The sequence below is a fragment of the Variovorax boronicumulans NBRC 103145 genome, from assembly GCF_001591345.1.
In the GTDB taxonomy this organism is placed as follows: Bacteria; Pseudomonadota; Gammaproteobacteria; order Burkholderiales; family Burkholderiaceae_C; genus Variovorax; species Variovorax boronicumulans.
Genome location: NZ_BCUS01000008.1, coordinates 43,880 through 55,955 on the forward strand (window position 1 = coordinate 43,880; position 12,076 = coordinate 55,955).

General features: G+C 66.3%; 11 protein-coding genes. 2 read left to right on the plus strand and 9 right to left on the minus strand.

The annotated features are described in order from the left end of the window. Nucleotides 1-423 precede the first annotated feature (423 nt). From VBO01S_RS04065 to VBO01S_RS04095, 7 genes are all read right to left on the minus strand, one after another. Nucleotides 424-876, minus strand: a complete 453-nt coding sequence (locus VBO01S_RS04065; RefSeq protein WP_062470857.1) for a hypothetical protein — start codon at nt 874-876, stop codon at nt 424-426. Between the two features lie 14 nt (nt 877-890). Then, nucleotides 891-1,664, minus strand: a complete 774-nt coding sequence (locus VBO01S_RS04070; RefSeq protein ID WP_062470860.1) for a LuxR C-terminal-related transcriptional regulator — start codon at nt 1,662-1,664, stop codon at nt 891-893. Nucleotides 1,665-2,522: 858 nt separating this feature from the next. Next, nucleotides 2,523-3,209: a response regulator gene (locus VBO01S_RS04075; RefSeq protein ID WP_062470864.1), complete on the minus strand. Its 687-nt coding sequence runs from the start codon at nt 3,207-3,209 to the stop codon at nt 2,523-2,525. 37 nt (nt 3,210-3,246) lie between these two features. Next, on the minus strand, nt 3,247-4,929 hold the full coding sequence (locus VBO01S_RS04080; RefSeq protein ID WP_062470867.1) for a sensor histidine kinase: 1,683 nt from the start codon (nt 4,927-4,929) through the stop codon (nt 3,247-3,249). A gap of 374 nt (nt 4,930-5,303) precedes the next feature. Continuing rightward, nucleotides 5,304-5,774 (minus strand): hypothetical protein, encoded by a 471-nt coding sequence (locus tag VBO01S_RS04085; protein ID WP_062470870.1) that lies wholly within the window; start codon nt 5,772-5,774, stop codon nt 5,304-5,306. A gap of 378 nt (nt 5,775-6,152) precedes the next feature. Beyond that, complete coding sequence (locus tag VBO01S_RS04090) at nt 6,153-7,466, minus strand: DUF5666 domain-containing protein (protein WP_255221042.1); 1,314 nt, start codon at nt 7,464-7,466, stop codon at nt 6,153-6,155. A gap of 5 nt (nt 7,467-7,471) precedes the next feature. Beyond that, nucleotides 7,472-8,305 (minus strand): DUF6502 family protein, encoded by an 834-nt coding sequence (locus tag VBO01S_RS04095; RefSeq protein ID WP_062470876.1) that lies wholly within the window; start codon nt 8,303-8,305, stop codon nt 7,472-7,474. A 345-nt stretch (nt 8,306-8,650) separates the two neighbouring features. Here VBO01S_RS04095 and VBO01S_RS04100 point away from each other — a divergent pair, with 345 nt between their 5' ends. Both VBO01S_RS04100 and VBO01S_RS04105 read left to right on the plus strand, forming a co-directional pair. Further along, a complete protein-coding gene (locus tag VBO01S_RS04100) occupies nt 8,651-9,604 on the plus strand; it encodes an alpha/beta fold hydrolase (RefSeq protein WP_062470879.1) in 954 nt (317 codons plus the stop codon). Next, the gene (locus VBO01S_RS04105) at nt 9,601-9,918 is read left to right on the plus strand and encodes an antibiotic biosynthesis monooxygenase family protein (RefSeq protein ID WP_062470882.1); all 318 of its coding nucleotides are present in this window, start codon (nt 9,601-9,603) and stop codon (nt 9,916-9,918) included. Before VBO01S_RS04100 ends, VBO01S_RS04105 begins: the two co-directional genes overlap by 4 nt. A 4-nt stretch (nt 9,919-9,922) precedes the next feature. On the opposite strand, the gene VBO01S_RS04110 is transcribed toward VBO01S_RS04105, so the two are convergent. Both VBO01S_RS04110 and VBO01S_RS04115 read right to left on the minus strand, forming a co-directional pair. Further along, nucleotides 9,923-10,642, minus strand: a complete 720-nt coding sequence (locus tag VBO01S_RS04110; protein ID WP_062470885.1) for a FadR/GntR family transcriptional regulator — start codon at nt 10,640-10,642, stop codon at nt 9,923-9,925. 73 nt (nt 10,643-10,715) lie between these two features. After that, complete coding sequence (locus VBO01S_RS04115; RefSeq protein WP_062470888.1) at nt 10,716-12,041, minus strand: MFS transporter; 1,326 nt, start codon at nt 12,039-12,041, stop codon at nt 10,716-10,718. Between the last annotated feature and the right edge of the window lie 35 nt (nt 12,042-12,076).

Consider the following 12,076-nt stretch of genomic DNA (forward strand, 5'->3'; position numbering starts at 1 on the left):
CGTGGCTCAGGAGTGACCGCGCGCCTGGAATTGCCAGCCGCGGGTTTTTCGAGGAAGTGATGCAGCGCGCGACCCGGTGGCGGTCACGCCTGGGGAGCGACTAGGGTCGTCGTCGGCCGCTCAGGCACCGCAGCGGGGCGGTGCAGCAAATATCCATTGCGCGATGCCGGTCAGGCGCGATGCCGGCATGGAGATGAAGCCCGCATTTCATGCGGACCTTGATTCGACACTTGTTCATGCGATACCCCCACCATGGATCCTGTCAAAAAGAATCTAGGTCGGCGCGCCGAAAGTCGTTGCCGCTTGTAAGCGGACGGCAACCGGTGGTCGATTGGTTGTCTTCGAAAACGAAGGCGCTAATTATGAGAGGCCATCTTCAGGAATGCAACTTTCTCACATACAAATTAACTGACGAGAACCTGACTACGCGCGCCAGAGCCAAAAAAAAACAGCGACCGCGGCGACACCGGCCGAAATCAGGGCGATGAGCGCCATTTCCGCATGGCCGCCATTGCTTTTTTGGGACGCCGCAGCGAAAGCGGGAGGGCGTTCATTGCCGTGTGGCGGGCTCGCGAAGGGGCTGTAGACGGCGGAGCCGGGGCGCTCCGGGTCACCGCTTCCTGTTGTGGCCGCCGGATCGTCGGGAGAGGCCGTCGCCACGGCCGCTTCGTTTGCGACTTCGCCGTCCGCAACGCCGCCATCCGGGTTCTCGTGCGCCGCAACGGCGGCCGACGTCGATTCCGTTGCGATCGCCAGGTCGGCGCACATGACCTGCGTGGCCCAGGCCGCGACAAGCATGGCCTGAACGAAGGGCCGCTTGTCGAGCGCGCGGCGAGGGCGCGATCCGGCGGCGAAGGGGCAATCGATCGAAGTCATGGGGTCGCTGCCCTTCAGATCAGGCCCGTGTGAACGGCGAAGTTCACCGCCTGGGCGCGCGAATGCACATGCAGCTTCTTGTAGATGCTCTTGATGTGCACATTGACGGTCTGGCCGGTGATGCCGAGCTTGGCGCCGATCTCCGCGGAGACGTAACCCGAGGCCACGCAACGCAGGACCTCGCTCTCTCGCGGCGTCAGTGTCATGTCGCGCGACGGCGGTCTCGGCGGCGACGGCGCCTTGTCGGCGACCGGCTCGCGGGGGTGGTAGTCCAGGCGGTGCAGCAGGCGCCGCGTGAGCCGGGGCGTGATCGCGGCCCCGCCGTTCACCACGTGCAGCACGGCATCGGCGAAGCTTTGCAACCAGGCGTTCTTCAGGAGGTACCCCATGGCACCCAGTTCGAAGGCGCGCAGCACGTGGGCGTCGTCCTCGAGCGAGGAGATCACGATGACCTCGCTGCTGCGGTGCAGGCGGCGTGCCTCGGTGATCAGCTCGAAGCCCATCTCGTCGCCCAGCTGCAGCTCGAGCATCAGCACGTCGAAGGTGTGCGTGGTCAGCAGCCGGCGTCCCTCGCGAACGCTGTCGGCCTGGCCTTCGAGTTGGATGCGCAGGTCCGACAGCAACTCCTGGGCGATCACCCGGCGCATGTACTCGTCGTCGTCGACGAGCAGCACGCGCACCGGCGATTTCTCCTGGCCGATCAGGAAGTCCGGCCACAGCCTCGCGGCGGGCGCGCAGACGCCGGCGGAGGCCTTCTCGCCAGAGCTGATGAGCCGGTGATCAAGCATGTGCCTGCCCCGGTTGGCGTGAGCGACGCAGGCCGGTCGTTGCGAGCGTGGGCGGGGAGACGCAAAGGTCGTCCGTCGAGCGCTCCGGGGCCACTTTCCCCATCGGCGGCAAAGCAGTTTGGGGTTTCATACATTTTCAAGAGAAAAATGGAAAGCAAGTGCCGAATTGGATTTTTTCTGCGAGTTTTAATTGAAATTCAATTCAGCCCGAGGCTTGCGCAATCCTATGAACTTGACGGGGCGGTTGCGCGGGTCTTTTGCTCCTGTTTGTGGAAAGACATGAGTGTTTCAAAATGGAACTACCTGAACCATGACGTTCGATATACCTAATTTCTATGTTTTTGAGGCGGATCGTGAAAAACGACGCATTGTTCGCCAAGTGAGCAATGCTGGTTGAAAAGTGGAATTGGCTTATTTATGCATGGAAATTTTGAAAAGAATCAAATTAATCAAACATGAAATTCATTTTTAAATGGGTATTTGGTGTTCGGTGAAATAAAATATTCAAAAAACCAATTGAAACCGTGGAAATAATTTGATTATTGAAATTCCGATGATATTTGAATTGAATGAAATCCTTTATTAACCAAATTGCCAGCTATCCGATTTTTATTTTTGGAATTTATTCTCTCGCTGATCATGATTTTTCAATTCGATTGAAATTCAGTTTCTTTGAGGTGGCACGAAATACGGTGCCGAATCTTTTCCTCCTCTGCCAGTGCGGTGCGCTCCCGCACGTCAGCTGATCGCAGCAGGCGGTGATCGGAAAAGCGGGGAAATGGCGGGTCCCGGAGGGGCATGCCGACGCTGAGCGGCCCGCAGCGGGCGTCCCGAAGGACGGGGGCGGGCAGGGCGCTGTCAGTGCGCCATGGCGTCGAGGTGGTGCTTGACGGCGTAGATGTAGAGCTCGAGCCGGTTCGTCACGCCGAGCTTCTGGTAGATCGACGTGAGGTGGTTGCGCAGCGTGTGTTCGGTGACGAAGGCCTGCCCGGCCAGCGTCTTGTTGGAGGCGCCGCTGCCGTGCACCACGGTGCGGACGATGTCGCGCTCCTTCTGGGTCAGGCTGGCCTGCCTGACGGACTCGGGGTCGGCTTTCGGCGGCTTCTTCACCGAGGTGAGTTCCGAGAGCACGCGGCCCATGGTCGGGGCGTCAAGGCAGAGCTCGCCGTGGTGCACGCGTTCGATGGCATCGAGCACCTGCTCGGCCGAGGCGTCCTTGCGCATCACGCCGCGCGCGCCGCGCAGCACCGCCAGGTCCAGCGTGCGCTGCTCGCGTTCGCCGGTCAGCACGACCACGCGCGAGACTTCGTTCGACAACAGCTGCGGCAGGATGTCCAGGGCGCAATGGCCGTCCAGGTCGAGGTCGAGCACGATGACGTCGGGGGCCAGGCTCTGCGTGTGCGCCACGGCCTCTTCGCAGCAGCTGGCGGTGGCGACGACCTTCATGCGCGGCTGTTCGCCGTCGATCAGCCGGGACAGGCCCCACAGCATGGTCTGGTGATCGTCCACCAGCAGGACGCCGATGGGATGGGCTTCGGTTTGCATGAGGAGACTCCTCGGACTGTTGTCGTGCTTTGGGGGCTCAGATGGGGATTTCGATCAGCACCTCGGTGCCGCCGCCGCGGCACCGGCTGACCTGCGCGCGGCCTCCGAGCGCCGCCGCGCGGTCGCTGAGGGAGCGTGGCCGGAAGGGCGCGAAGTTCTCTTCGCCGCTTTCGTTCTCGATGCGCAGGTGCAGGCAGCCATTGCGGCAGCCGATGCGCACGCTGCCGCGGCGGGCCTGCGTGTGCTTGCAGATGTTGTTCAGGCCTTCGCCCACCATCTGCAGGACCTCCGCGGTCATGCGGTCGTCAAGACGCACGTGGCCTTCGACGTTCACCGAAATCTCGATGCCGTAGAGCCCCTGGATGCGGGCGGCCTGGCTGTACAGCTGATGCAGCACGAGGCCGCACGAACTTTCCGGGCCGGCCTTGACCGCGCCCGCGAAGCGCCGCAGGTCGGCGATCACGCCGCTCGCCACCTCGGCGAGCTTGTCCAGGTCCTCGAGCAGCGGGTTGTCCGCGGCGGCCTTCTTGCGCAGGGCGCACAGGCCCATGCGCAGCCCGATGTAGGGCTGCACGGCCGTGTCGTGCAGGTCCAGCGAGATCTTCAGGCGCTCGGTCGCGGCCGCTTCCGAGGCCATGCGGTCGAGCACCTCGATGGTCTCGATGACCGGGAAGATCTGTTCCATGAGGTGCGCGAGGAACAGCGCATCGGACTTGCTGAAGTGGCCGTTGCGCGACGAGATGAACACGCGCCCCTCGCCCAAGCGCAGCGGCAGCGCGGCGCTGATGAACGCGCGGGCCTCGAGCATGGCGGCCACCGCGGCACTGCGCTTGGCGCCGTCGCGGCCCTCGGGGCGCCAGCCGATCGCGCCGGGGCCGTGCATGTGGCTGCGCGCAAAGAAGTGGTTCAGGGGCCAGGGCAGGCGGTTGCTCAGCACGGTGTGCGGATGCTCCAGCGCCATCAGCGGCGACTCGGCGATGCCGCCGAGCGTCTCGACACCGACGTGCTCGCAGGTGTCGTCCTTGCGCAGCGTGCGCAGGGTCCAGTTGCCGGTGGCGGTGTCCCGCGTCATGAGGATGCAATGGCTGGCCTTGAAGAAGGCCAGCGTCTTTTCCATCGTGCGGGCGATGGTGCGGCCCGCGCCGAAGCGCGGGTTCGACAGCTGGCTGATGTCGCCCAAGAGGGCCAGGCGCCGCTGCAGGATGAGCTTGGAGCCGCCCCAGTGCACGATCATGTGCCCCAGCGCCAGCAGGAAGGTCGTGCGCATCAGCAGCTGCGGCGCGTCGTCGCCCGTGCTCGTGCCGAGCCCGCAGGCGGCGAACGACGCGACCGAGACGATCGTCACGCGGGCGCCTTCCTCGAAGCCCCAGCGGAACGAGGAGGTCAGGATGGCGAAGAAATAGAACAGGAAGAACAGGCTGTGCACGCCGCCCGTCACGAAGACGATCAGCGTGAACCACATCACGTCGGACCAGTGGACCGCCTTGCCCTGGACATGGCGCCAGCCGCCCTGCGTGCAGGCATGCACCAGCACGCTGTGCAGGAGGTATCCGCAAAAGGCCAGCCAGACCGCGCTGGCCACCGGTTGCCGCGTGGGCCCCGCATCGACCGCCATGGCCAGCACCGCCGAGATCGACAGCACCAGCCGCATGCGGGCGGCCATGAGCGCATCCGTCGACAGGCTGCTGTCGAGGCTCGGGGCGGAGACGGGGGCGCGCATGGCAAGACATCCTTCGCATGAACTGTTTCATGCACGGCAGGGGCCGACGTTCGGTGGTAACAGCCTGGCGTTCATTTCTTCGTGCCAATAACGCGGTGTATGTGAAGGTTTCACATTACTTCTTTGGTACTCGAAAGGAACCTTGTGGGCGATCTGTGACGTCTGTTGCGCTTGGTTTCAATTGTGTCGTGGGCAGGCTTTTTTCATCGCTGTACGAGGCGCTTTCCCTCGGCCGGGGGCTGCCGCAGGGCAAACGGGTACCCGATTCATGGAGGTGTGGGGCAAGGGGAACGCGAGGGGCGGTGTTCGTGCGCGCCGGACGCACCGATCCCCGGCGCGCCCGGGCGGGCGCGCCGTGCGATCCGAACCCGGATTCAGCCCCGCCGTGGCACCAGCGCCGTCCGTCCCAGGGGCGTGACCCGCAGGACGGTGGCCTGGCGCAGCTTCTGCCGGGCGCGGCAGATCGGGGGGAGGGTGGCCTCCACCATGCCGGCGGCTTCGAGGACCGCCACGGAGTTGATCTCCGACGGGTCCTCGGTGTGCAGGGGAAAGGTCGAGTTGCCGATCCTGCGCAGGTAATCGAGCGGCATCACGCTCCATTGGGGGCGTTCTTCATGCACCGAGGCGCCGTTGCCGCAGAGCGTGGCGATCTCCGCGTGCCCCTCGTCCGTGATGGCAAAGACCTGGGCGCTTTCGTACCGCTGGTAGCCGAAGTTGTCGACATGGAACTCGGCTTCGATGAGTCCGGTGGCGACCAGCACCGATGCATGCCGGATGTCCGCGTCCGCCGTGAGCATGACCGGAAAACGCTTGTTCATGAGCCGAAGAAGAAGGACGAGCGGCATGCGGTACTCCTCGCAGTGTCAGCGGTGCCGGCTGGTCCGGCGACGAACAGGCACCCGATGCGCAGCCCCGCACAGGGAGGCATCCGTCAGGCGTGGGCCTGCGATGCCAACGGGGAGCAACGGTCGCACTGAACTCGCGGGAACAGACACGGAAGCCACCAATGTAAGAAATGTGATTTTTTCACTTTAGTCCCTTTTTCGTACTTTCGCCACGGGTTTGGAGATAGATGGCCGAAGGTGCTATCCGGCCCGCGTGCGCGCAGGCCCGCCGCGATGCGGCGATATCGAGCTGGATGTGTGCGAAAGCCCGGCTTCGCCTGCCGCCAGAAGGGGCGGGCGATGCGACCGGACGGCGGGGCGCTGCGCCGCCGCTTCAGGTCAGGGGTTGAATGTCACCCGTTGGGCGATGAGAACGCCGTCGACCACCCGGTCTCCCACGACGGTCACGCGCTGGCCGTTGGCCAGGTTCGCGGCGGTACCGTTCTCGAAGGTGGTACCCGGTCCGCTGGCGTCCACCGGCTGGCCCTGCACCCTGAAATTGGCAGGGGACACGTAGCCGCCGATGGCGCCGATGAGCGTGAACGAGGCCGGCCCGCCCGTGCCCGGCACATGGCGGATGCGCAGCTTCTTGACGACCAGCACCCCGCCGGACATGAAGCCGTCGACCTCGACCTTCACGCCGTTGCCGAGCGAACCGACGGGGCCGCCCGTGATCTGCGCGTTGGTGGCGTCCACCGGCATGCCCAGCACCTTGAAGGCGCCGCGCGAGACGAAATCGGTGATGTCCCCCGCGAGTTGCAGTGCGATGCCGTTGCTCCTCGGTATCGCGTACCAGCCCTGCACCTGGGTCGCCGTGAACGCGTTGCCGACCGGCGCGGCCGTGCCACGGGCCCGCACGATGACCCCGTTGGCCAGCGACGCCGCGTCGATGCCCGCGAAGCCGGCGCCGCCATAGCTGACCGTCAGCTGGCCGAGCGTGAAGGTCTGGTTCATCACGTTGAGGTTCTGGATGGCGCCCGTCACCAGCGGGGCGGTCAGCGTGGGCGCGGTCTGCACGCGGGTGGCGCGCAGCGTGCCCGGCGCGCCGGGCAGGCCCCACACCTGGACGAGGCTGCCGTCGGCCACGCTGGCGAGCCCGCTCGCGTCGGCCCAGACCGTGGCCGCATCGATGGTCACGTTGATGCCCATCACCACGAAGCTGCCCGCCTTCACGTCGATGCGCGAGACGGCGCCGCGCAGTTCGGCCCCCGACACGACCTGCGTCGCGATGCCGCGGGTGAAGTCGGGGTCGACCTTGCCGGCGACCCGCGCGCTCATGCCGATCTGCAGTTCGGTGGCGTCCTCGATCGTGAAGGTGGCTGTATCGGTGTTGTAGCGCAGGCCGTTCAGGATGATGCTGCCCAGGCCGTCCGCGGCGCCGATGCCGGCGGCGTCCGCGGTCACGCCGGTGCCGCCCGAGCCGACACCGGAGCCGTCGGTGTTGCCGTTGCTGGCGGTGTTGCCGGAGCCGTTCCCATCCCCGCCTGTACCGGTGCCCGTGCCCGCGCCCCCGGGGCCCTCGCCGCCGATTGCGGTGCCGCTGCCCAGGCCCAGGTTCCCGCTCGAGGCACCACCGCCGCCTCCGCAGGACATCAGCAGGACCGTGAGGCCGGCGCAAAGCAAGCCCAGCAGGAGGCGGCGGGGTGTTTTCATCGTGCTCATGAGGGGCGCTCGCTTTCAGAGGACGCGGGCGGGGGCGGCGTGCCCTCGTCCTCGTAGTACGTGTAGATGCCGACACGGATTCGTCCATTGGCGCGGGCCGGCGCGCGGCTGACCGCGTGCGCCATTTCCTGCGCGAGCTCGTGGTGCATGGCGGACCAGCGTTCGCGCACCAGGCGGTGGATCTGCTCGCAATCGTTCAGCGACAGCCCGCGCGCGTACACCGCGCGTTCGAGCATGCGGGGCTGCTCGCCCAGCGTGTTGGCGACGGCCGCCAGCAGGTGGTCCCGGCCGTTGTCGCCCATGAAGGCCAGCATCGACTGCAGGTCCTGCACGGGCACGAAACCGTCTGCGGTGAGCTCGGCCATGCCTTCGTTCTCGGTCACCATGTTCAACCGGATCAGCTCGTCGAGGATGGTGCGGTGGTGGACGTTGCCGCGGCTGCTCAGGCGGGCGACCGCTTCGAACGAGGGCGCCGTGTGGCCCGAGGTGACGGGCAGGCGCCGGAACGAAGCGTCTTCGGTCAGCATCTGCAGCCACAGCGTGAAGGTCTTGGCCGCGGCCGACAGTTCGGTGTGGGGCAGGGGGTCGACGGTGGAGCGGACCTTGGCGGTCACGGCCTTGCGGTTCAGGCCGGTGGTGACCGACAACTGGCTCAGGTTGGGCTTGGGAACGCCCTGGCTGCGCCAGGAGTGCTGCGCCTCCTCGATCAGCAGGTCACGCAGCAACTCCTCCAGGTGGGGGTGCTTGACCCCCATCGCGAGGGCGAGCTTCACCACGGGTCGAAGGATGCGTGAGCAGGCCGCCAGGGCCCATTCCAGCCGTTGTTCCATGACGCGACGTGTGTTGTCCTGAAAGTGCAATGCCGACAGGATCGGAGGCGGCGCCTCCGACCACCATCAAGGCGCATTGTCCTGCGCACCGCGCTGCAGTGAAAGCTTTGGACTGCGGTTTGACGGCCAGTGAGCCAAAGTTTCATGTTCAGGCGCGGGGCGACCGTCCGGCTGGTGCTGCCAAGGCCGATCGGCCAACGGGCTGGCCAGGTTGCCTATGTCGCCCTGCAACCTGCCCGCCGCGCGGCCTGGACGACACCCAGGGTCGGCCCTTTCCCACATCCGGCCCCCGCGCCGGAGGCGACAAAGACATCTCTCTTTCCGTGCATTTCTCAAGGAGCCGAGATGGCCAATGCGAACCCCCGAAAGAACGACGCGGCCGGCACGACCGCCGTCACGCACCGCACGGTGCAGATCGATGGCGTCGAGGTCTTCTATCGCGCGGCCGGTCCGGTGGGGGCCCCGGTGCTGCTGTTGCTGCACGGCTATCCGTGTTCTTCGTTCCAGTACCGCGCGCTGATGCCGGCGCTGGCGGACCGCTGGCGCGTGGTGGCGCCCGATTTCCCGGGCTTCGGCTACAGCGGCACGCCCGAGGAGAACTTCGTGTTCGATTTCGATGGCTACGCGCACTTCCTCGACCGCTTCACCGCCGCGCTCGCGCTGCGTCGCTACGCGCTGTACCTGCACGACTACGGTTCGCAGATCGGCCTGCGCCATGCGATGCGGCGGGCCGGGCGGGTGACGGCGTTGATCGTCCAGAACGGCGACATCTACGAAGACACGCTGGGGCCGAAGTACGCGGCGATCCGGGCGTACTGGAACGACCCGAGCGAGGCCCATCTCGCGGTGCTGGAGCGCGCCGTGAGCGAAGAAGGCTTTCGCGACGAGTTCATCGGCGAGGTGTCCTCGCGCGTGGCCCCGCGGCTCGCGCCCGATCTCTGGCGCCTTCACTGGCCGCTGATGGACACGCCCGCGCGGCGCGCCATTGTGCTGGGCCTCATGAAGGGGCTGAAGGAAAACCTGCGGTGGTTCCCGCGCTACCAGGACTACCTGCGCACGTACCGCCCGCCCACGCTGATCCTGTGGGGGCCGCAGGACGGCTACATGCCGATCGAGGCCGGCCGTGCGTACCTGCGCGACCTGCCCGATGCGGAGTTCCACGCGTTCGACGATGGGGGCCATTGGCTGCTCGAGACGCACCTGGCCGAGGTGCTGCCGCCGCTGCGCGATTTTTTGGGGCGGCATCTGCCGGCGCCTGCGACTGCATCCAACCGGACGATCGAAGGCGTGCCGGTATGAGCGCCGCCACCATTGCACGCATCTGGCGCGGCCGCGTCACGCCGGACCGTGCCGATGCCTACGAACGCTACCTGCTGGCGGAAGGCATTCCGCCGCTGCGCAAGACGGCGCTCGCGGTGCAGCTGTTCCGCGAAGACCGCGCCACGCACACGGAGTTCGTCACGACCTCCTACTGGCCCGACGTGGCCGCGATGAGCGCGTTCACCGGCGGCGACCCGAATGGGGTGCACCACCTGCCGCGCGATGCGGAGTTTCTGATCGAACTGCCCGAGCGCGTCGAGGTGCTGCGCATCGTCGTCGACACGTGGACCTGAAGCGTCAGGCCGCCGACGCCGCCTCGAGCCCCGTCGGAAAGTGCACCCCCGCGCGCTGCGCGGCCTGCACGATGTGCTGCGTCATCGCCTGCTGCGCCAGCGCCGGGTTGCCTTGCGCCAGCGCTTCGATGATCGCCATGTGCTCGTCGTAGGTGGCATGGCGCGCGCCGCGCTTGTAGAAGGGCAGGCGCTGGCTCTCCTGCATGACCTCGGCGCTGTTGCGCAGGATCTCGGCGATGGCCTGGTTGCCCGCGATGCCGATGATCTGCATGTGGAAGTCGAAGTCGAGCTGCGTGGCCTGCGTGAAGTCGCCGGCGTCGATGCACGCGCGCATGGCCTGTGCATTGGCACGCAGCGCCGCCAGGTCGTCCGCCTCGATGACCAGGCAGGCCAGCCGCGCGGTGAAGTTCTCGACCGCGAAGCGCAGTTGATACACGTCCTGCAGCGAATGCGAGGTGGCGAACTTCCAGGCCGGGGAGGCCGCCGGCGCCTGTTGTTGTCCGCCGTCCTCGGCCACGTACATGCCCTTGCCGGGGCGCGGAATGACGAGGCCCGTGCCCTGCAGCGTCGACAGCGCCTCGCGCAGCGAGGTGCGGCTGATGCCGAGCTGCTCGGCGAGGTCGCGCTGCGAAGGCAGCAGCCCGCCGGCCGCATAGGTGCCGTCCGCGATCCGCTGCTGGATCAGGCGGGCGGCGGTGGCGGCGACGGCGGGGGAGGCGAGCATGGGCGGTTTTCGGTGCGAAGTGCGGCAGTGGCGGGAGCTGGAAATCTTACTGTGGCCGCACCCCGGGCCTTCCCTACTTGTTGACCAGCTTGGCCGGCACCGTCCAGGTGAGGAAGGCGCCGAACAGCAGCACGCCGGCCAGAACGAACAGGGCGATGTCGGTGCTCTTCGTGGCGTCCTTGATCAGACCGATCATGTAGGGGCTCACGAAGCCCGCCAGGTTGGCGAAGGAGTTGATGAGTGCAATGCCCGCCGCCGCGCCCGCGCTCGACAGGATGGCCGTGGGCAGGCTCCAGAACAGGGGCGACGTCGCCAGGCTGCCGCCCGCGGCCAGGGCCAATGCGGCCAGGGAGAGGTACACGTTGTTGCTGAAGATCGCGCTCAGCGTGAGGCCCAGCGCGCCGCAGCAGAAGGGCACGATCAGATGCCAGCGGCGTTCGCGCATGCGGTCGGAGCTGCGGCTCACCAGCAGCATCGAGACGATGGCCACGGCGAAGGGAATGGCCGTGAGCAGGCCGATGTTCAGCGCGCCCGACACGCCCGACTGGCGCACCAGCGTGGGCAGCCAGAAGGTCAGGCCGTACTGGCCCATCACCGTGCAAAAGCAGATCAGCGCCATCTTCACGATGCGGCGGTCGGCGAACAGTGCGCGCAGCGTCATGTGGCTGGTGCCGCCCTTGGTGGCGTTCTCGGCGGCGATGTTGCGTGCGAGCACGGCCTTTTCTTCGGCCGTGAGCCAGCGTGCGCCCTGGATGCTGTTGTCCAGGTACACGATGACCAGCAGGCCGATCACCAGCGAAGGCAGCGCTTCGATGAGGAACAGCCACTGCCAGCCGCGCAGCCCGCCCATGCCGTGCATGGCGTCCATGATCAGGCCCGACAGCGGCCCGCCCAGCACGCCCGACACCGGAATCGCGCACATGAACACCGCCACCATCTTGGCGCGGCGGTGCGAGGGAAACCAGTAGGTGAGGTACAGGATCATCCCCGGGTAGAAGCCGGCCTCGGCCGCTCCGAGCAGAAAGCGCAGCACGTAGAACTGCGTGGGCGTGGTCACGAACATCATCGCGGCCGAGATCAGGCTCCACGTGATCATGATGCGCGAGATGGTGGCCTTGGCGCCGATGCGGTGCATCAGCAAGTTGCTCGGCACCTCGAAGAAGAAGTAGCCGATGAAGAACAGGCCCGCGCCCAGCCCGTACATCGCTTCGCTGAACTGCAGGTCGCTGAGCATGTTCAGCTTGGCGAAGCCGACGTTGACGCGGTCCAGGTAGGCGGCCACGTAGCAGAGCATCAGGAACGGCATGAGTCGCCATGCCACTTTCTTGTAGAGCGCGTTCTCCGCTGCAGCAGAGGTGGTGGCCGGCTGCAGCGGCGCATGAAGGGTGGTGGTTGACATGGCGGTCCTCGAAGGCGTCGATGGGTGGATTAACT